Below are 19,670 nucleotides of genomic sequence, written 5' to 3' on the forward strand. Positions count from 1 at the left end.
TTCCAGCAAGCTCCATAAAACTTTTATAACAATAGGTTGTTGGCTATATCAGTCCATTGCCGCCTGTCTAAACTCAATCGCTCAGCTCAAGGCCAGAACCGCCAATATCGAGGCGTAGTTGTTCAACGAAGAACCATGTGCCGGTTCGATGTTCATCGTTCACTCTGCGGCACATTGAGGGGAACATCGAGGGTGAAGGTTGCGCCCTGTCCAACCCCGTCGCTGTGCACGCTCAAGCTCCCACCCATCTCATGCGCGGCTAGCGCGCAGCTGTGCAGGCCGAAACCGTGACCGTCTTTGCGAGTAGTGAAGCCATGCGAAAAGATACGCGCCAGGTCCTCTGGCGCAATCCCATTGCCGTTGTCGGCCACCGTAATTCGCAATACTGATCCGTCAACAAGGGAGGCGTGGAGCGTGATGCACGGGCTGCGATCAACCACACCGTCCAACGCCTGTCTGGCGTTGCTGATCAGGTTCACCAGAATCAGCAGCACCCGGTGCCGGTCGAGCGACAGCAGGGGCAAGTCGGCAACCTCCTTGATCACCGTCACGGCCTGACGCGCCAGTGATCCGGCACTCATGCGCAGGGCATCATCGATTAACTCGGGAACCGGCACTGTTTCCACGACACTGACGGCCACGGCATAGGACTGCTGGGCGGCGACAATGCTTTTGATGTGGTCAACACCCTTGGTCAGTCGCTCGAGTTCTTCGATGATGCCCTGTTGCTCCGCCTTCACCACCTCCGCCAGCTTGAGCAGGTAGCCGGGCAGCATCTTTCCTTTTGGGTCGCTGGTGAGAAAAGTGCTCAGGTCATCGACGTGTTCGTTCATCAACTGAGCCACCTTGCCCAGCCCCTGGGCTTTGGAGGTACGCATCTGGCTTCCGACCAGTTCTGCCGATACGTTCACGCTGTTGAGGACGTTGCCAACGTTATGCAGCACAGTCGTGGCGATTTCGGCCATACCCGCTTGACGGGATTTGGCGTGCAGTTCGGCCTGCACCTGGCCCATGCGTATCGCTGCGCGTATGCGAGCCTTGAGCTCCAACGGCGAGAAGGGTTTGGCGATATAGTCATCGGCGCCACTCTCCAGCCCGGAGACGCAGGCCTCACTGCCGCCGCGGGCGGTCAACAGGATCACGGGCAAGTGGGCGAAACCGGCGCTGGCTTTGATTCTGGCTGTCAGGCCAAAACCGTCGAGCTTCGGCATCATCACATCCGAGACGACCACATCGATCGGTCGGCGCTGCAGGAGTGCCCAGGCCTGCTCTCCATCAGCCGCGGTGGCGACAATGTAGTCATTGTGCAAAAGTTCGCTGAGGTAGCTAAGCATTTCAGGGCTGTCGTCTACGACGAGTACCCTGGACTGCGAGGCACGCTCCGGGGACTGCTCGTCGTCTGCGCCTTGCGTCGAAACCTGGTCGTTGCCATTGCCCTGGCGGCCGTCGTCGAAACGCAGGTGGCGCTGCTCGGTTGTGCTCGGTGACGATCGCTCGTGCATGTTGCTGGCTTCGCTCGGCAAGGAGTCTTGCTCAGCCCCTACCGGAAGTCGAACAAAGAAGCACGAGCCTTGTCCGGGCTCACTGTTGACACCGACTTCGCCGCCCATCAGTTCGACCAGATCCTTGACCAGGGCGAGACCGATGCCTGTGCCGCTGTAGTGGCGCGTGGCGGAATTGTCGATCTGGGAAAAGCGCTGGAACAGCAGCGGTAGTTTGTCTGGCGCAATGCCAATCCCCGAGTCTTGCACCGCGAATTCAAATCGCTCGGCATCAAGGTGAGTGACTGCCAGGTGCACGGTGCCGCCAGCGGGCGTGAACTTGATGGCATTGCTCACCAGGTTGAGGAGAATTTTCTCGAAGTGATGGGGGTCCAGGAAAACCGTGCCGAGCGCAGGATCGATGCTGCAGGTTAACGTGCAGCCTTTGCCCTTGGCCGCCATGGCGGCATCTTCGGCCAGCACACCAACCACCTTGCTCAAATCAATGGGCGCCGGACACAGCTCAAACTTGCCCGCTTGGGCCTTGGAGAAATCGAGGATATCGTTCACCCGGTTCATCAAGCGCAGTGCGTTGCGTTGGGCGCGCTCGATTTGCACACGCCAGTCCGCCGGCGGGCTGGTCGCCGCCGAGAGCTGCTCCAGGGGGGCGAGAATGAGAGTCAGGGGGGTGCGCAGTTCGTGGCTGACCGTGGCGACGAAATCGCTCTTTGCCTGGTTAGCTGTCTCGGCCTGGTTGCGCGCCTGAATGAGTTCGACAGCCTGGGCCTCCAGCACCTCGGTCTGTCGGTGCAGCGTGTCGGTCCGTTCAGCGACCATTCTCTCCAAAGAGGCCTGGACTTGCTGTCGTTCGGCCTCGGCCTCGGCCTCCAGCACCCGGATTCTCAGGGCGTTCTCCTGGAACACCCGTACGGCGCGGGTCATGATCCCTATCTCGTCGCCGCGTCCGGCGCTGGCGATCTCGGCGTTCAAGTCGCCGGCGGCAAGCCGGCGCATAACCGAGGCCAGGGCCACGATGGGCTGCGCCACAAACCGCGAGGTGCTCCAGGCGATGGCGCCAGCCAGCAAAATGGCGACGGTGCCCGCGACTATCGTCGCAAGCATGCCGCGATCATTGTGAACCAAGGCGTCAGAGCGCGCTTCACCCGCGAAGCGCGCAACCAACAGGCCGGCGCTCCGTGCCTCGCTTCGAACTTGGTCGCGTGCGCCGCTCAAGGAGTTGCTCGCCTGATGGAACCTGGCGAATGCCGCGCGATAGCCGGCAATCTGGTCGGTAACCGTCAGGGGCGCAGCTTTGGCTTGCAGCCCCATGGACGAAGGGAGAACGCGAGCGAGACGGGTGAGCTCGTCGAGGATGTCGCCGACAGCGCCGGCGACATCGGCCGACGGTGCCAGGCGAAACGACAGCGTCTGCGCCTCCAGAGTAGCAACGCGCTCGGCGAAGCGCTTGGACAGCGCGGCTGCATTGTGCAGTAAACCGGTTGCGGCCTGAATGTCGCTTGCGTCATGGGCAGCGTGCTCCTCCACTTCAGCCAACATTGCCTCAAGGCGCTCGGCCACCTCCCCGACGGCGGCGAGATGCTGCAAAACTTCACCTTCAAGGTGTTTGGGCGACTCGCCGAGGTGCTCGACCGCCAGGCAGGCAGAAGCGAGCGCTGTCGCCAACCGGGCCAGGGTCTCTCTTGCCTGAGGCTCACCCATCACCTCGCGCAATTGCTCGACCACGGGCGGGAGTGCCGCGCAAGCGTTTCGCGCGGTGGTGGCAGCCGCGCCATCGCCGGTCACCAGCCTCTTGGCCACATTGGCGGTGATGATCCGTTCGCTGTTGCGCAGAATATCCAGGATGCGATGGGCGCTTTCGATGTTGCTCACCTGCGCCTCGTGGTCGGCGGTGCGCGCATCAAGCCCCTTCAGCCCATCGGCGATGCCCTGCTCGACGAGGACCGTCGCCTCTCGCATCCGGTCGTAGTGGACTGTCATGTTCTCCGTTTCGCCATCCATGGTCAGGGTCGCCGCCCGCAAGGTGGCGATCGCTGCCGAAAGCCTCTCCAGGCTGCCTTTGAGCGATTCCGCCTCAGCCACCGGAATGGCGCTGAGGCCGGCGATAGCTGTGGCCACCATGCCTTCGGCCTGGAACAGGCTTTCCTGGTCGCGGGTCGCGATAAAGTTTTCCACCCGCCCGGTGGCCCCATTGACCGACGCCAGAATTTCCGCGGAATGGCTGGCAGAGTCCACTGCACGGACCATGCCCCGAAGGCCGTAGAGGTTCACCAGCGACACCGCCAGCATCAGGAACACCAGTGCAGCGACCGCCAGGCCAATTTTGACGGCAATGGGCCTGTCCCTGAACGGTCTGAGTGTCAACATGGCACCTCGCATCCCCGCCCGCCGCTACTGCTTCATAACCTCCGGCACAGGCGCCGGAGGCGCAGTTGTATTGTTGTTGGCCGCGTCGATCATCGCCGTAACGGAAGCCTGGCCGTAGAAAGGATTGGCAGCGCCGCCCACAGGCATAGTGGCGAGCCAGGCGTCCAGGTCTTTCGCATCAATGCGTACCAGCGGCACCTCGACGAACTTCGGCACCTGCTTGCCCGCCAGAATCTGTTGGGCCACCCAGAAACCCACCTGGGAGACGCTCGGGGACGCGGAGACCGAGACAGTTTCGTAGCCATTGGCATCGCGTTCCTGTTTCCACAGGGCGAGTTCATCCTGACGGTTCCCCATCACGATGATCGGCAAAGGGCGTCCCGCCGCCTTGAACGCCATGGCCGCGCCATAACCGTCGCCCCCTTGAGTAGCGACGGCATCAATGCTGGGCAGCGACGGCAGCGCCAGAGCCACCTCCTTGCGTGCGACGGAAGCCGTCCAGTTCCCATACACGGTCTTGGCGAACCTCAGGCCCGGATAGTCGCTGGCGGCCTTGCGAATGCCGTCGCTGATGTTTTTATCGGTAGCGTCGCCGGCAATGCCGCGGATCTCCAGCAGCGTCCCGTTGCCCTTGAGACGCTCGGCGATATAGTCCATCTCCACGCGGCCCATGGCGGACCAGTTGTAATCCACGGTATAGACGCAACGCTCGGTGACCAGGCTGGCCATGACCACCACCACGATGCCGGCGTTGCAGGCATCGCGGATCACCCCGTTGAGGGCCGTGTCGGACGCGGCCAGGATAACGATGGCGTTGACACCCTTGACGATCATGTCCTGGATCTGGGCGGCTTGTTCCGACGCCGAGTTATTGGCGCTGACCACCGGGGCCTCCCGGATCAAGCCATCCTTTTGCGCTTGGGCCGCAATCTCCTGCCAGTTACGCACCATCACCTTGCGAAAATCGCTGCCCGCGTAGGAGTTGCTGAAGGCAATGCTATGACTTGCAGTAGGGCCGTCGACGGCGGCATGGGCAGGAATGGCAGCAATCATCGCCAGTCCGGTCACGCAGCCGGCGAAGCGCCACAACACTTTGTGGATCGGTTTAGTATCCATGCTGTTCTCCATAATGCGCCGATAAACACTGGTTACCAGACTGCTCATTCGGTTGTTCCAATAATAGAACCGGGCATGAAGAACCAGGCATATACAGACTTCTTTCCTTAGCAACCGACAATTGAAACCAGCGAATTGCCTGCAGTGAGCATGAGCATAGTATCAAAGTGCCCACTTCGCGCGCGGCCATGGAGGATTTCGGGCGGCCAGTGCCCTGGATTCGAAAGTCGAAGTCGCCATCCAGGCCGACTGGCAGCCGGCGGGCGTCATCGACTCTGACTGAAAGCCAATCAAATCACCAGGCTCTCAGATCGTGGCGACGCCGTATCACCCGGCCAAAGGGCATCTACGACTTGCACGTAGATGCCCGGGACCCACTGTAATTCAGCCCAACCCCGACGGATGTTGAGTGGTCGTAACAGGTCAGTCATTGAAACAAACGGATTACGACTTCGGCTCGCAAAAGCCGAGGCTCGAGCTCTGATTCCTATAGATTAAAACCTTTGTGGCATAACACTCCCCACTCCGGTGTAAGGCTTAAACCAATTCGGCTAAAGAGGCCGGATTGAAGCCCTTCAGATCTGCGTAATCGCCTTTTTCCACTTTGGCCACCCAATCCTTGTCACTCAGCAGAACACGCCCTACCGCGATCAGATCAAACTCTTCGCGCTCCATGCGCTCGACAAGGCGGTCCAAGCTTGCAGGGGCGGAGCCCTTGCCGGCGAAGGCGTTGGTAACATCGTTATCCAGCCCAACCGAGCCGACGCTAATGGTTGTGGCTCCCGTGACTTTCTTCGCCCAGCCCGCGCAGTTCAGCCCGTTCTCACCATCAATTTCGGGAAACTCAGGGTCCCAAAAGCGTCGCTGCGAGCAATGCAGGACATCAACACCCGCCTCAACCAACGGCAGCAGCCAGTCCTCCATCAGTGCAGGGGTATCGGCGAGGCGCACCCCGAAGTCCTGCTGCTTCCATTGACTAACGCGCATGATGATGGGGAATTCGGGCCCGACCGCATGACGAACAGCAGACACGATCTCAGCGGCAAAACGCGAGCGCTCTTTGATCGTCGGTCCGCCATAACGATCGGTGCGCTGATTGGTGCCGGCCCAGAAGAACTGATCGATCAAATAACCATGCGCCCCATGGATCTCAACGGTGTCGAAACCCAGGCGTTTGGCATCCGCCGCCGCCTTGGCGAACGCAGCAACTGCGTCTGCAATATCCTCTTCGCTCATCGCCACACCGCGCGGTTCATTTGGTGAATCGAGGCCGGATGGGCTCTCAACCGGCGCATCAGGCTCCCAGCCGCTGACGTCACGAACTGCGCCGGTGTGCCAGAGTTGCGGCCCCATACGGCCCCCCGCATTGTGAACAGCATCGATCACATTCTTCCATCCGGCCAGCGCTGCTTCACCGTGAAAAAAAGGGATGCCGGGGCCGTTACGTGAAGCGGGACGATCAATGACGGTCCCTTCTGACAAAATCAATCCGACCCGCCCCTCGGCCCGCCGCCGGTAGTATGCAGCGCTGCCTTCACCGGGGATGCCCTCTGGCGAAAACTGCCTCGTCATCGGCGACATGACAATGCGGTTTTTCACTTCAAGCGAGCGGATGGAAAGAGGACGAAATAAAACGCTGGTATCAGGGTTTGACATTGGATGGACTCCATTTGCTTTTGGAAGCCATATAAGTATATTTTGTAGACCTAATGTCAATTAGGCACCTAGAGTAGCCTAGGTATATATGAGGAAACTTAGATGCTGGAATTAAAGCCGCAATGTTTTTCATCGGAGTGCCCAAGCCGGGCACTGTTCGACCAAATCGCAGACAAGTGGTCGATGATGGTTCTGGCGGTACTTGATGACGGGCCGCATCGTTTTAACGCCATCAGGCGTCGCCTGGAGGGCGTCACTCAGAAGGCCCTGACACAGTGCCTGCGGCGACTGGAACGAAATGGTCTCGTCTCGCGCCAGGTCATCTCGTTCTCGCCCGTGGCGGTCCAGTATGAAATCACCCAACTGGGTCGAACACTGCAGCAGCCATTTCGCGAATTGCATAAATGGACGCTCGACAAATTGCCTGAGGTTGAAACGGCCCGGTTGAAATTTGACGAGGCCGCGCAGGTAAGCCTGACGGAGTGAATGAACTCGAAGGTTTGCCCGCGGTATCCCTGAACCTACCAACGCTACATTAAGTGCCTAAGCGCTGATCCCATATGACAAGGATTAAAATGCGCGAAAACCTTCAGTTTTAAATTGATCGTTCGTGGGTGCCAATTGCGTCATTACGCGACGCCGAGGCAATCATGCAGGTCATGGACGCGGTCTACGCTTCAGCTCGGCAAGGAGGTGCACTTCTGACGCTGACAGGCGATGAATACACTCGCATTCACACCACCAAATCCGAATCCATTTGAGAGTGGCTGATGGCATGGCGATCCCTCAAGGATGGATACGCCACATTTATTCATGTGACCATTTACCACAATAGTCACAATCTCGACAGATGAAGCCGAACTTACAGGGACACATTGGCACAGTGATAGAGCTGATCAGCGTCGGCTCACGGCATCAAGCTACGCAGAATGAGATTGGAGGTGAGGACTGGAGCCAGCTCGACGAAGTCAAGGTTGTATTGCAAAAGCAACGGATTGACGAAAGGGCGAAGCGCAAGGTGGATCGCATCGACCGTTTCGTCCAACGGTGTCTTGCGTTCAAATTCACCGAGTTCTCGTCCTTCGCGCACGATCTGCAACACGAACTGCCTGACCTGCGCATCATATTTCAGTGTGCTGGGCCAGCTCTCAGACGCTGCAAATGCGGCGATGTCATAGAGCTTGCGGTCACTGAAGAACAAATTCACCCCGGTAGCGATCAGCGTTTTCACCAGGCGGCGAAAACGTTCGGTCGGCGAGATGTCCTCTACATTGATGGCTTGCTCTACTGCGGCAATGATTTCCGCCAGGCAATTGGCACAGATAGCCTCACCAATTGCCTGCTTGGAATCAAAGAACTTGTAGATGTACGCCTTGGAAAACCCGATCGCTTTGGCCAGGTCGGAGACCGTGGTTTTGCTGTAGCCGTATTGACTGAAGTGCTGATTGGCCGCTGCGACAATCTGGTCCCGGATCTCATGATCGGCTGGGCCACGGGTGCTGGGGGAAGCTATGGAGGTCTTGTTCATGCGGCTAGCTTACGCATCCGAAAAGCCCTTGACAACGGGTGACCGCTTTATAATTTCGTCACTAACTTGCAATGATAAACAGCGAGTACCCTCATCTTTTCAACGCCGCTTCGCCTTCGTCAGCTCAGCGATCAGAAAATCCCTGAACGCAGAAACCGCCGCCGGTAGATTGCGCCCCGCCATGCTTTGCAGTTCGATACGTCGTGCCTGCATGCCTTCATCAAGGATCGGCAAGCATTGCAACTGCTTGTCCGCCACCTGTTTGTGCAAGGTCATTTCGCTGGCCAGGCTGATGCCGCCCTCTTCACGGACGAAACTGTAGAGCGCGGCAACGTAATTAGTGGTCAAGACCGGATCGAACAACAACCCCTGTACACCGCAACAGATATCGAAGAGTTGCCGTATCGTAGTGTCAGCCTTGGGTAATGCAATGGGCCAGGGTTGCAACTCGGCGAGGTTGACAGATTGACGCCCGGCCAAGGGATGGGCGTTGGAGACCACGGCAAAAATCGCCCCGCTCAAGACATGTTCGACCTTGATTTCCTTTTGCGGCGTCAGGCTGAACGTCATCGCCAGATCGGCTTCACCGGAGCGAACCTTCTCGGTCGCTTCAGCGGGCGCACAGACCTCCAACGTGAAATGAATGCCCTGGTACTCACGCCTGAATGCGCTGATGCTCCTGGGCATGTATTCCAGTGCAAATCCTTCCGAGCAGGCAACATGCACATGGCCCCGCTTCAGGCCATGCAACTCGGTAATTTCCAGCACCACCTGCTCGGCCTCAAGCTGCGACTTGCGCGCATACGCCGCCAGTCGCGCGCCCGCCTCGCTGAGCACCATGCCGCGGGCACGACGCTCAAACAGGCTGGCATCCAGGGCCAACTCAAGCTTGGAAATTTGTCGGCTCACTGCTGAGGCCGCCACATTCAGCCGCACGGAGGCCTCGCTGATCGATCCGCATCGCGCGACCTCAAGAAAATAGCGCAGTGCCGTGGACTGCACGCCATACAGCTGCATCGGAGCCCCCAAGGATTGCCTTTTCGGCAAAGGAAGTATCGAAATATTGTGCTTGTGGCATTGATAGCCCTTCCCTACATTCGTGTCCAGACCAAAAAAAACAGTGCCCGACCTTTTCATCCTCCTTTACGCATTTGCGATTCGCTGCCCTTTGATTCAACCACTCTCGCCAACGGAGACGACGGCATGGGCATCAAAGGTTTCGCTTGCAGTCTTGCGCTGATGGGCCTTATCAGCAGCTTTCCGGCGCATGCCGGCAAAGCCAACGACACCCTGGTTTACGCTTCCGACAGCGAGCCTGAAAACATCAGCCCCTATCACAACGATTTACGCGAAGGCGTGATTCTCGGCCGGCTGATCTGGGACAACCTGATCTACCGCGATCCCAAAAGCGGCGAATACAAACCCATGCTGGCCACCAGCTGGAAGCAGGTCGACGACACCACCATCGACTTTGAGCTGCGCAAAGGCGTCAAATTCCACAACGGCGACGCCTTCACCGCCGACGACGTGGTGTTCACCCTCAACTACGTGGTGTCGCCCGAAGCGGAAGTCGTTACCGTGCAAAACGTAGACTGGATCAAGAGCGCCGAAAAAACCGGTGACTATAGCGTCCGCCTGTATTTGAAGAAGCCTTTCCCGCCGGCACTGGAATACCTGTCCAACGCCGTTCCGATGTTCCCCAAGCAGTACTTCGAGAAGGTCGGCCTGGCCGAATTCAGTCGCAAGCCAATCGGCACCGGGCCGTATAAAGCCGTGTCGGTGGTGGCCGGCGAAGGCGTGACCATGGAGATCAACAAGGACTACTTCCCGGACAGCCCGCAAGGCAAGCCACATATCAGCCACCTCAAGTTCCGCGTGATCCCGGATGCAGAAACCCGCCTGGCCGAGTTGATGACCGAGGGTGTCGACTGGACCTGGCGTGTGACCTCGGATCAGGCGGTCGACCTAAAGGGCATGCCGAACCTGACCGTGACCAGTGGCGAAACCATGCGCATCGGTTTCCTGATTCTTGATGCACGCGGCACCTCCACTGAAAACTCACCGATGAAGAACCTCAAGGTGCGCCAGGCCATCAACCATGCGATCAACCGCAATGCGCTGGCCACGCAATTGGTCGGTGGCGAAGCCAAGCCCTTGCAGGTTGCCTGTTATCCGGGCCAGTTCGGTTGCGATACCACCGCGGCCACGGTCTACAACTATGACCCCGCCAAGGCCAAGGCGCTGCTTGCCGAAGCCGGTTACCCCAATGGTTTCGAGACAGAAATCTTCGCTTATCGCGACCGTGATTACGTCGAAGCTATCATCGGCAACCTGCGCGCAGTGGGCATCAACGCCAAGCTGCGCTACTTGAAGTACGCCGCCCTGCGCGATCAGCAACGTGGCGGCAAGGTGCCCATGTCGTTTCAGGCCTGGGGCTCGTTCTCGATCCTCGACACCTCGGCGTCGGCCGGTACCTGGTTCAAGGGCAATCCGGACGACAATATCAAGGACCCACAAGTGCAGGGCTGGTTGCAGACCGCCGACAATGCCCTCGACCCGCAAGTGCGCAAGGACAACTACCGCAAGGCCTTGCAGCGCATCAGCGAACAGGCCTACTGGGCGCCGCTGTTCAACTACTCGATGAACTACGCCTACACCGCCGAACTCGCGTTCACGCCGTACCCGGATGAGCTGCCGCGCTTCGTCGAGTCCACGTGGAAGTAATACGTAACCTGGCGCACGGACTCTCGTGCGCCACGGACACGTCCTCACACTTGTCATCCATTGGATATGAGGAAACTTGCCATGCTTGGATTCCTTCTGCGCCGCCTGGGCATCGCGATTTGCGTTGCTATTACCGTGTCGGTGATCAGCTTTTCTCTTTTACATCTGTCCGGCGACCTCGCCACCGCCATTGGCGGACCGGAAGCCACCAGCGAACAGATCGAACAGATTCGCGTGCAGTACGGTTTGAACAAACCGCTCCCGACCCAGTACTTCAACTGGCTGGGCGATTTGCTGCGGCTGGACCTGGGCAACTCGTTTTTCTTTCAGGAATCGGTCTACAACCTCGTCGCCAGCCGCCTGCCGATTACTCTGGGGCTAGGTGCCATGGCGCTGGGAATTGCCTTGCTGGTGGCCATCCCACTGGGCGTGTTGGCTGCCGTCAAACGCGACACCTGGGTTGACCGACTGGCCTTGAGCATCGCGGTGCTGGGTCAGGCGATGCCAAGTTTCTGGTTTGCGCTGATGTTGATCGTGGTGTTCGCGGTGACGCTCAAGTGGCTGCCGGTGTCCGGCAACGCGACCCTGCTGCACTTCGTCATGCCGGCCATTGCCTTGGGCTACTACGCGACACCGGCAATCATGCGCCTGACCCGCGCCGGCATGCTTGACGTGCTCAGTTCCGATTACATCCGCACCGCCCGCGCCAAGGGCCTGCGCCCTGCCCGCGTATTGTTCAAGCATGCACTGCGCAACGCCCTGATTCCGGTAGTCGCGCTGGCGGCGGTGGAGTTCGGCTTCATGCTGGGCGGCTCGGTGGTGATCGAAACCGTGTTCTCCCTGCAGGGCATCGGGCAACTTGCCTGGGACGCCATCGCCCGTGACGACTTTCCGGTGGTACAGGCCGTGGTCCTGCTGATTGCAGTGATCTACATCATCCTCACGTTGCTGGCCGATGTGCTCAACGCACTGCTCGACCCGCGCATTCGCGTGCGCTAGGAGGCTTACATGAGCACCCCCACTACCCTCGCGATCAATGACTACCTGCCACCACCGAGCAGCATCAGCCGAGTACTTGGCAAGAGCTTGCGTCATCGTGGTTTCGCCATCGGCGCGGTGTTGTTGCTGATCATCTTCGCGGGTGCACTGTTCGCGCCGTGGCTGGCACCTTACGACCCTTATGCGCAAGACGTCATGCTGCGCATGAAACCGCCGGTATGGATGGCCAACGGCACCTGGGAATACGTGCTCGGCACCGACAAACTGGGCCGTGACTACCTCTCGAGGCTGCTCTACGGCGCACGTATTTCGCTGTTCATCGGCATTGCAGCGGCGCTGATTTCGGGCTTCATCGGCACGGTCATGGGGCTGTTGGCGGGCTACTACGGCGGCAAGGTCGATGCGTTTATCAGCTACCTGATCACCACCCGGCTGGCGATGCCGGTGGTGATGGTCGCGCTGGCCTCGGCCTCGCTGATGGGCGGCTCACTGAAAGTGGTGATCGTGCTGCTCGGCTGCCTGTTATGGGATCGCTTCGCGGTGGTGGTCAGGGCCTCGGTGCAACAGATTCGCGATGCTGAATATGTGGCGTCAGCCCAGGCGCTCGGTTGCTCGACCCTGCGCATTCTGGCCAGTGAAATCCTGCCCAACCTGGTCGGCGCACTGATCGTCGTCGCGACGCTGGAAATGGCCCACGCGATCCTGCTGGAGTCGGCCCTCTCATTCCTCGGGGTGGGCGTACAACCGCCAACGCCGTCCTGGGGCTTGATGATCGCGGAAGGCAAGCCCTACATGTTCTTTTCCCCGTGGGTCATCGCCATTCCCGGTGTCGCCCTGATGATTCTGGTGCTGGGCATCAACCTGGTCGGCGATGGCCTGCGCGATCTGATCCTGCCCGACGGCCGTAACTGATAGACCGCCGTAACTGATAGAGGGAACCGAACATGGCACTACTCCATGTGGAAAACCTGCGCGTGGACATCCCCATGGGCAACAGCCCGACGCCGGATGACATGCTGCACGCCGTACGCGGTCTGAATTTTGAAGTCGAGCGCGGTGAAATGCTGTGCATCGTCGGGGAGTCAGGCTGCGGCAAATCCCTGACCTCGCTGGCGTTGATGGACCTGTTGCCACGCAAGGCCAAACGCAGCGCGTCCCGGCTGACGCTGGACGGCATCGACATGCTCGGCCAAAGCGAGCGGCGCATGTGCGACCTGCGCGGCAACCGTCTGGCGATGATCTTCCAGGAACCGATGACCTCGCTGAACCCGGCCTACAGCATTGGCGATCAGCTCAGCGAAGTGCTGACCCAGCATCGCAAGGTCTCACGCAAGGATGCCCTGGCGCGCGCCGCGCAGATGCTGGAGAAAGTCGGGATCAGCAATGCCACCGAGCGCTTGCGTCAGTATCCGCATCAGCTTTCCGGCGGCCTGCGCCAGCGGGTGATCATCGCCATGGCGTTGATGTGCGAACCGGACCTGATCATCGCTGATGAGCCCACCACGGCACTGGACGTGACCATTCAAGCGCAGATCCTGCGCTTGATCCGCGACATTCAGAAAGAACTCGGCCTGGCGGTGATCTTCATCACCCACGACCTTGGGCTGGTGGCACGGATCGCCGACCGGGTCGCCGTGATGTATGCCGGGGAAATCGTCGAAACCGCCCCTGCCCTGCAACTGTTCGAAAACCCGCAGCATCCGTACACCCGGGGTCTGCTGGCGAGTATTCCAATCCCTGGCCGGACCAAACCGGGTGAGGCGCTGGGTTCGATTCCAGGCCTGGTGCCGAGCCTGGTCGGCGAACAGCAAGGGTGTGCGTTCCGCAATCGTTGCGGGCAAGCGATAGCGGCCTGCGCGCAACACATCCCCGAAGTCGAACAGGACGGGCATATGGCGCGCTGCCTGTTCGCCGCACCGGCCCCGGCACCGATTCGCCTTCAGGAGCGTGCAAGGTCATGAAAAAAGACATCGCTTTGGAGCTGTGTGACATCCGCCGCGAGTTTCGGATCAACACGGGCTTTTTCAAACCCGCAGCGACCCTGAAGGCCGTGGATGGCGTTTCCCTGCGCCTGATGCGCGGCGAAACCCTCGGCCTGGTGGGTGAGTCCGGTTGCGGCAAAGTACCCTGGCCAAGATGCTGCTCGGTCTGTTGCCGCCCACCAGCGGCGATGTGCTGGTCAATGGCAAACACCTGGCGGCGACTGATCGCAAGGCAATGTCCCGGCATATTCAGCCGATTTTCCAGGACCCGTACTCCTCGCTGAACCCACGCAAGACCCTGCGTGAAATCGTTACCCTGCCGCTGATCGTGCATGACATCGGCAGCACCGCCGAGCGACGCAGGAAGACCGAACAGATGCTTGATGTGGTCGGCCTGCCCAAGCGGGTGATCGACAGCTACCCGAGCCAACTGTCCGGCGGGCAACGCCAGCGGGTGGCGATTGCACGGGCGCTGATCATGCGCCCCGATGTGTTGATCTGCGACGAGCCCACATCCGCGCTGGATGTGTCGGTGCAGGCGCAGATTCTCAATCTGCTGCAGGACCTCAAGCGCGAATTCGGCCTGACCTATCTGCTGATCAGCCATAACCTGGCGGTCATCGAACACCTCGCCGACCGGGTCGCAGTGATGTACCTGGGGCGCATCGTCGAAGAACGCACGCGCGAAGCGTTGTTCGCTAAACCCGGTCACCCTTATACCCGCGCCTTGCTGGATTCGGTGCTCACGCCCGATCCGCGCCTGGGCATTCCCGACATTGGCCTGCACGGCACCTTCCCCAACCCCATGTCACCGCCGTCCGGTTGCGCCTTTCATCCGCGCTGCCCGAGCTGCTTCGCCCCCTGCAAAACGGCCTACCCGGCCAATGGTTCGCTTATCGGCGGCAACGTGCGTTGCCACCTTCACGACACTTCTGCCCAAACACTGGAGCTTGTCCACTCATGAGTCGTTCACTGGCTATCAGCAACACCACAGCGCAATTCGACAACGGCGCATTTTTCAATCTGCTCGAACGCAGCGTCGCCTTGCACACCGAAAGCCAGGCAGCGGACAGCCAGCCCGAGCTGTATCGCTACCTCAATGACTTCATCACCCCCCATGTCGAGGCAATGGGCTTCAGCGTCAAGATCTATGACAACCCGGTGGCAGAGCGCGGCCCCTTCATGATCGCCACGCGCATTGAACACCCGGACCTGCCGACCGTGCTCAGCTACGGCCACGGTGATGTGGTGCGCGGCTATGAGGCGCAATGGCGCGAAGGGCTGTCGCCGTGGCAAGTCATTGCCGAAGGCGATCGCTGGTACGGCCGCGGCACGGCGGATAACAAAGGTCAGCACCTGATCAACCTGACCGCGCTGGAACAAACGCTCAAGGCGCGCGATGGCAAGCTGGGTTTCAACGTCAAGCTGCTGCTGGAAATGGGCGAAGAAGAAGGCTCGCCGGGCTTGAATGCATTCTGTGCCGCGCACGGCAAAGAGCTTGCGGCGGATATTTTCATCGCCTCGGACGGCCCGCGCCTGGCGGCGTCACGTCCGACGATTTTTCTTGGCTCGCGCGGGGTATTCAACTTCGAGCTGGTGGTCAATTTGCGTGAGGGCGCCCATCACTCCGGCAACTGGGGCGGGTTGCTGGCCAATCCCGGCATCATCCTGGCCAATGCCATCGCGAGCATGGTCGATGAACACGGTCGGGTGAAAGTTGCGGGCCTGATGCCCGAGACACTGCCGGAGCCGGTTCGACAGGCACTGGCCGATATTGACGTCGGCGGCGGACCGGGCGATCCGGAAATCGACGCCAATTGGGGTAACCCGCAGCTCTCGCTGAGCGAAAAGGTGTTCGGTTGGAACACCCTCGACGTCATCGCCTTCAAGACCGGCAACCCTGACGCCCCTGTGCATGCGATTCCCGGCAAGGCTAACGCGCACTGCCATATCCGCTTCGTGGTCAACAGCGACTACACGACCTTTATCCCGGCGGTACGCACCCACCTGGATGCCCATGGTTTCAGCAATGTCGAGGTCAAGCAAAGCCGCATTGATGTGATGCATGCCACTCGGCTGGACCCGCAGAGCCCTTGGGTCGATTGGGCGCTCAGTTCCCTGGCACAGACCACCGGCAAAAAACCTGCGCTGCTGCCAAACCTCGGTGGCTCGCTGCCCAACGACGTGTTCGCGGACGTGCTGGGCCTGCCAACATTGTGGGTGCCGCACTCATACCCGGCCTGTTCACAGCATGCGCCGAACGAACACTTGCTGGCGCCAGTGGTCAAGGAAAGCCTGCAAATCATGGCCGGGCTGTTCTGGGACCTGGGCAACGACGCGGCACGCCTGGCTCATGAACATCGGTTACGGGAGCAGGCGCAATGAGCGCCACTCCACAACAGGCCCTGGACTGGCTGGCTGACCAGCGCCAAGCCATGGAAGCGCTGCTGCGGCGTATCGTCGACACCGACTCCAACAGCTATGACAAGGCGGGTGTCGACGCGGTGGGCGCGCTGCTCGCAGCTGAACTGGAAGCCGACGGCATCCTGCTCAAGCGCATACCGGTCGAGGGTTTTGGCGACGTGCTGCTCGCCGAAGTGCCAGGCGATTCTGGAAAACCGGTGCTGTTGCTGGGCCATCGCGACACAGTCTTCCCCAAAGGCACCACCACGACTCGCGGCTACAGCCGCGACGCCAACCTCGCCTATGGCCCCGGCGTCGCCGACATGAAAGGCGGCCTGGTGCTCAATTGCTTCGCCCTCAAGGCACTCAAGCGCGCCGGTCGGTTGCCCTATCCGGTGCAGGTTCTGTACACCGGTGACGAAGAAATCGGCTCCGGCAGTGCCAGACCCCATATCGAAAACACCGCCCGTGCCGCCCGCGCCGTGCTCAATACCGAACCCGGCCGGGCCAGCGGCAACGTGGTCAGCGCACGCAAAGGCGGAGCCACGCTGCTCATCGAAGTCAGCGGCCGCGCGGCGCATGCCGGCGTCAACCATGCCGACGGGGCCAGTGCCATCGAGGCCCTGGCCCGCAAGATCGTCAAGCTGCATGCCTTGACCGATTACCCGGCTGGCATCACCACTAACGTTGGGCTGATATCCGGTGGTACGTCGAGCAACACCGTCGCGCCCAGCGCCAGCGCCCGGCTGGACGTGCGTTTCATTGAGTTCAAACACTGGGATCGGATCTTCAGCGCAATCGAGGCCATCGTCGCCGAAGAAGAACTGATTGGCACCCGCGCCGTGCTCAAGGAAGCGACGACCTTTCTACCGATGGAAGCACGCCACAGCGAACGACTGCTGCACCTCTACCAACAAAAAGCGCTGGCGCTGGGTTTCAGCGTCGAGGGCGAATTCACCGGCGGTTGCGCCGACTCCGGCTTCACCGCCAGCCTGGGCGTTCCAACCCTGTGCGGGCTCGGCCCGGTGGGTGGCAAGGTTCACACTGAGCGTGAATACCTGGAACTGGACACCCTGGTGCCTCGCGCCCTGGCCTTGGTGGCGACCATTCTGGCGGTCGGCGATAACGTTTGAGGTCACGGGTTTCTACACATCGCCGAGGTCAGGGTATCCGACAGGTTCACAGGCAGCGCCTACCGCTGTCGGGTATCACTTCAAGTTGGCGCGAATGGCTTACTCGGGCGAAGTTTTTTACCTGTTCCACTGCCGCAAGGACGGAGCATTCGGCCGCCCCATCCGGCGCTATCGAGTAGATGCATCGTTTACCCATGGAGAGACTATGCAATAAACGCTCATCAAGTTCACCGAGCACTACAAAAGAACAGTCACTCTCGGTCACTTGCACATCAACGAGCTTGCCAGGCACGGTGTCCACCGTATCGACATGGATCAGCGCAACATTGTCAAAACAGCTGAACCCTTGATGAATCAAGTCAATATGAACGCTATCAAGTCCACACACGATGACCACGATGCGCGTGCCACTTGAAGGCTCGCGCATCCACTTCATTGCGTTGGGACGACAATCGACAGTTCGGCTCATAAGCGGTGCCTTTATTGTTCCAACAGCCGAATGGACCAGGTCCTTGGTTAAATGACGCCGCGTGCCTGCAACACGCTTTTCGCCAGGCTTCGGGTCGCCGCCAACACCGCCTCCACCTGCTGATCCATCTGCGCAGTGGAGGAAGCTACTCCTCCAAGTTCGACCACGCGCAACGGATGACCGCAAACAGATCCCAGCCACGTCATGCCGCAATTCGTGCCAGTTTCGACATCCAGTAAAAAGCTTCCGTGGGAGACGCAGCGCAACAGTTGGCTGGCATGGCACGCGTAGCCCCCAGCGGATTGCTCCGGGCTGGACCCGACCCGCAACCAGTCGAGCATCAACACCTCGGAGTGTTTGACGGCCAGATAAGCCACCTGGTCCCATTCCTCTATCGCCACGTGCAGCTTGTCGATCATGTATTGAGGCAACGCGGCGCTGGTAACGATCACCACTCCGGCATCCGCCGAAGGCTCCTTGATCCAGACTGCGGATTGCGTTATCGCATGCATGGCGGTACTCCCGACGGTTGGATAGGAGCCGCGTGCTCCGGGTGGTGATCCGACGCTGGGGTGGTGACATTCAACATTCATGCCGACCACCCCCAGCGTTTCGTGAGCAAGCTCGCGCCGAAAGGCTATTGGCGTTAATCAGCCGTTGCGGAACAGGAAGCTGTAGGCATTCAGCGCAGGCGCCCCGCCCAGGTGCGCATACAGCACTTTCGAGCCTTCGGGGAACTCACCACGGCGGACCATTTCAATCATCCCGTGCATGGATTTGCCCTCGTACACCGGATCGGTCAGCACACCTTCAAGGCTTGCGCACAGACGAATGGCTTCCAACGTGCCGTCGTTGGGCAAACCGTATTCCGGGTAGGCAAAACGTGTATCGAGCACCACGTCGTCTTCGGTGATCTCACGGCCCAGTTCCACCAACTCTGCGGTATGCCGGGCGATACGCAGGATCTGAGCCTTGGTTTTCTCTGGCTTGGCCGAGGCATCGATGCCGATAACGTTCTTCGAACGGCCGTCAGCAGCGAAACCGACGACCATGCCGGCCTGGGTACTGCCGGTCACAGAGCACACCACGATGTAGTCGAACGTGAAACCCAGTTGTTTTTCCTGCTCTCGCACTTCCTCGGCAAAGCCGACGAACCCCAGGCCGCCGTAGGGGTGTTCGGAACAACCCGCCGGTATCGGGAACGGCTTGCCGCCCCGCGCCACCACATCGTCCATGGCCTTCTCCCAGCTGGGCCGGATGCCAATGTCGAACCCGGCGGCGTCCAGTCGTACGTCGGCGCCCATGATGCGAGACATTTCGATATTGCCAACGCGGTCATACACCGCATCGGAGTAGTTCACCCAGTTTTCCTGCACCAGCACGCACTTCATACCCAGGTGAGCGGCAACGGCGGCCACCTGGCGAGTCTGGTTCGACTGGATGCCGCCGATGGAAACCAAGGTATCGCAGCCTTGCTCGATCGCTTCGGGAATCAAATATTCGAGCTTGCGCGTTTTGTTCCCGCCGAAGGCCAGGCCACTGTTGCAGTCTTCACGTTTGGCATACAACTCGACCTTGCCCCCCAGGTGTTCACTGAGGCGCTTCAAGGGCGTGATGGGAGAAGGACCGAAGGTCAACGGATAACGTTTAAAACGATTCAGGTTCATGACGCTGCTCCTTGATTACTGGACATCAAAGCGCCAGGCCGAAAGGCAAAGGTTGCATTCCAGGTTGTTTCAGGCGGGCTTCGATGAGTTCAATACTAAGAAGTTTTCTAAAAAGATGTGTTGCAAA

Annotated in this window: 15 protein-coding genes and 1 pseudogene; 8 read left to right on the plus strand and 8 right to left on the minus strand. The window is 59.9% G+C overall.

The window, feature by feature from the left end:
• Positions 1 to 152 precede the first annotated feature (152 nt).
• From AB1462_RS07520 to AB1462_RS07530, 3 genes are all read right to left on the minus strand, one after another.
• Entirely contained in the window at positions 153 to 3,866 is a 3,714-nt protein-coding gene (locus AB1462_RS07520) for an ATP-binding protein (protein ID WP_367246486.1), read from the minus strand.
• 24 nt (positions 3,867 to 3,890) lie between these two features.
• A complete protein-coding gene (locus tag AB1462_RS07525; RefSeq protein WP_315337723.1) occupies positions 3,891 to 4,982 on the minus strand; it encodes an ABC transporter substrate-binding protein in 1,092 nt (363 codons plus the stop codon).
• 537 nt (positions 4,983 to 5,519) lie between these two features.
• Complete coding sequence (locus AB1462_RS07530) at positions 5,520 to 6,638, minus strand: NADH:flavin oxidoreductase (RefSeq protein WP_367246488.1); 1,119 nt, start codon at positions 6,636 to 6,638, stop codon at positions 5,520 to 5,522.
• 102 nt (positions 6,639 to 6,740) lie between these two features.
• On the opposite strand from AB1462_RS07530, the gene AB1462_RS07535 reads away from it, so the two are divergent.
• Complete coding sequence (locus AB1462_RS07535) at positions 6,741 to 7,124, plus strand: helix-turn-helix domain-containing protein (protein WP_123424552.1); 384 nt, start codon at positions 6,741 to 6,743, stop codon at positions 7,122 to 7,124.
• A 421-nt stretch (positions 7,125 to 7,545) separates the two neighbouring features.
• On the opposite strand, the gene AB1462_RS07540 is transcribed toward AB1462_RS07535, so the two are convergent.
• Complete coding sequence (locus AB1462_RS07540) at positions 7,546 to 8,166, minus strand: TetR/AcrR family transcriptional regulator (RefSeq protein ID WP_090404517.1); 621 nt, start codon at positions 8,164 to 8,166, stop codon at positions 7,546 to 7,548.
• 99 nt (positions 8,167 to 8,265) lie between these two features.
• On the minus strand, positions 8,266 to 9,183 hold the full coding sequence (locus AB1462_RS07545) for a LysR substrate-binding domain-containing protein (RefSeq protein WP_090404520.1): 918 nt from the start codon (positions 9,181 to 9,183) through the stop codon (positions 8,266 to 8,268).
• A 186-nt stretch (positions 9,184 to 9,369) separates the two neighbouring features.
• Here AB1462_RS07545 and AB1462_RS07550 point away from each other — a divergent pair, with 186 nt between their 5' ends.
• From AB1462_RS07550 to AB1462_RS07580, 7 genes and pseudogenes are all read left to right on the plus strand, one after another.
• A complete protein-coding gene (locus tag AB1462_RS07550) occupies positions 9,370 to 10,890 on the plus strand; it encodes an ABC transporter substrate-binding protein (RefSeq protein WP_367246491.1) in 1,521 nt (506 codons plus the stop codon).
• Positions 10,891 to 10,971: 81 nt separating this feature from the next.
• Positions 10,972 to 11,889 carry an ABC transporter permease gene (locus AB1462_RS07555; protein WP_027603429.1) on the plus strand — a complete coding sequence of 306 codons (918 nt, stop codon included), beginning with the start codon at positions 10,972 to 10,974 and terminating at the stop codon, positions 11,887 to 11,889.
• 9 nt (positions 11,890 to 11,898) lie between these two features.
• Positions 11,899 to 12,801, plus strand: coding sequence for an ABC transporter permease (locus AB1462_RS07560; protein WP_367246493.1), 903 nt, complete (start codon positions 11,899 to 11,901; stop codon positions 12,799 to 12,801).
• Positions 12,802 to 12,833: 32 nt separating this feature from the next.
• Positions 12,834 to 13,850: an ABC transporter ATP-binding protein gene (locus AB1462_RS07565; protein ID WP_259194048.1), complete on the plus strand. Its 1,017-nt coding sequence runs from the start codon at positions 12,834 to 12,836 to the stop codon at positions 13,848 to 13,850.
• A pseudogene (locus AB1462_RS07570) lies at positions 13,847 to 14,835 on the plus strand (ABC transporter ATP-binding protein). The gene AB1462_RS07565 and the pseudogene AB1462_RS07570 overlap by 4 nt, the downstream one beginning before the upstream one ends.
• The gene (locus AB1462_RS07575; protein ID WP_259194050.1) at positions 14,832 to 16,256 is read left to right on the plus strand and encodes a M20 family metallopeptidase; all 1,425 of its coding nucleotides are present in this window, start codon (positions 14,832 to 14,834) and stop codon (positions 16,254 to 16,256) included. Before AB1462_RS07570 ends, AB1462_RS07575 begins: the two are co-directional and overlap by 4 nt.
• Positions 16,253 to 17,407: a M20 family metallopeptidase gene (locus AB1462_RS07580; protein ID WP_367246495.1), complete on the plus strand. Its 1,155-nt coding sequence runs from the start codon at positions 16,253 to 16,255 to the stop codon at positions 17,405 to 17,407. The genes AB1462_RS07575 and AB1462_RS07580 overlap by 4 nt, the downstream gene beginning before the upstream one ends.
• Before the next feature lie 46 nt (positions 17,408 to 17,453).
• Here the strand turns inward: AB1462_RS07580 and AB1462_RS07585 are convergent, their stop codons facing one another.
• The 3 genes from AB1462_RS07585 to AB1462_RS07595 all read right to left on the minus strand — a co-directional run bounded on the left by AB1462_RS07585 (position 17,454) and on the right by AB1462_RS07595 (position 19,543).
• On the minus strand, positions 17,454 to 17,876 hold the full coding sequence (locus AB1462_RS07585) for a hypothetical protein (RefSeq protein ID WP_090404541.1): 423 nt from the start codon (positions 17,874 to 17,876) through the stop codon (positions 17,454 to 17,456).
• A 47-nt stretch (positions 17,877 to 17,923) separates the two neighbouring features.
• Positions 17,924 to 18,388, minus strand: coding sequence for a transketolase (locus AB1462_RS07590; protein ID WP_090404544.1), 465 nt, complete (start codon positions 18,386 to 18,388; stop codon positions 17,924 to 17,926).
• 138 nt (positions 18,389 to 18,526) lie between these two features.
• Positions 18,527 to 19,543, minus strand: a complete 1,017-nt coding sequence (locus tag AB1462_RS07595) for a 1-aminocyclopropane-1-carboxylate deaminase (RefSeq protein ID WP_315337719.1) — start codon at positions 19,541 to 19,543, stop codon at positions 18,527 to 18,529.
• Positions 19,544 to 19,670: the final 127 nt, after the last annotated feature.

The organism is Pseudomonas sp. SB113, assembly GCF_040754745.1.
Taxonomy (GTDB): Bacteria; Pseudomonadota; Gammaproteobacteria; order Pseudomonadales; family Pseudomonadaceae; genus Aquipseudomonas; species Aquipseudomonas grimontii.

Bases quoted from the DNA above. Each gene is read 5' to 3' on its own strand.
- AB1462_RS07575 (WP_259194050.1), top strand. From the start codon at position 14,832: ATGAGTCGTTCACTGGCTATCAGCAACACCACAGCGCAATTCGACAAC.
- AB1462_RS07555 (WP_027603429.1), top strand. From the start codon at position 10,972: ATGCTTGGATTCCTTCTGCGCCGCCTGGGCATCGCGATTTGCGTTGCT.
- AB1462_RS07525 (WP_315337723.1), bottom strand. From the start codon at position 4,982: ATGGATACTAAACCGATCCACAAAGTGTTGTGGCGCTTCGCCGGCTGC.
- AB1462_RS07530 (WP_367246488.1), bottom strand. From the start codon at position 6,638: ATGTCAAACCCTGATACCAGCGTTTTATTTCGTCCTCTTTCCATCCGC.
- AB1462_RS07550 (WP_367246491.1), top strand. From the start codon at position 9,370: ATGGGCATCAAAGGTTTCGCTTGCAGTCTTGCGCTGATGGGCCTTATC.
- AB1462_RS07540 (WP_090404517.1), bottom strand. From the start codon at position 8,166: ATGAACAAGACCTCCATAGCTTCCCCCAGCACCCGTGGCCCAGCCGAT.
- AB1462_RS07585 (WP_090404541.1), bottom strand. From the start codon at position 17,876: ATGAGCCGAACTGTCGATTGTCGTCCCAACGCAATGAAGTGGATGCGC.
- AB1462_RS07520 (WP_367246486.1), bottom strand. From the start codon at position 3,866: ATGTTGACACTCAGACCGTTCAGGGACAGGCCCATTGCCGTCAAAATT.
- AB1462_RS07535 (WP_123424552.1), top strand. From the start codon at position 6,741: ATGCTGGAATTAAAGCCGCAATGTTTTTCATCGGAGTGCCCAAGCCGG.
- AB1462_RS07545 (WP_090404520.1), bottom strand. From the start codon at position 9,183: ATGCAGCTGTATGGCGTGCAGTCCACGGCACTGCGCTATTTTCTTGAG.
- AB1462_RS07560 (WP_367246493.1), top strand. From the start codon at position 11,899: ATGAGCACCCCCACTACCCTCGCGATCAATGACTACCTGCCACCACCG.
- AB1462_RS07590 (WP_090404544.1), bottom strand. From the start codon at position 18,388: ATGCATGCGATAACGCAATCCGCAGTCTGGATCAAGGAGCCTTCGGCG.
- AB1462_RS07580 (WP_367246495.1), top strand. From the start codon at position 16,253: ATGAGCGCCACTCCACAACAGGCCCTGGACTGGCTGGCTGACCAGCGC.
- AB1462_RS07565 (WP_259194048.1), top strand. From the start codon at position 12,834: ATGGCACTACTCCATGTGGAAAACCTGCGCGTGGACATCCCCATGGGC.
- AB1462_RS07595 (WP_315337719.1), bottom strand. From the start codon at position 19,543: ATGAACCTGAATCGTTTTAAACGTTATCCGTTGACCTTCGGTCCTTCT.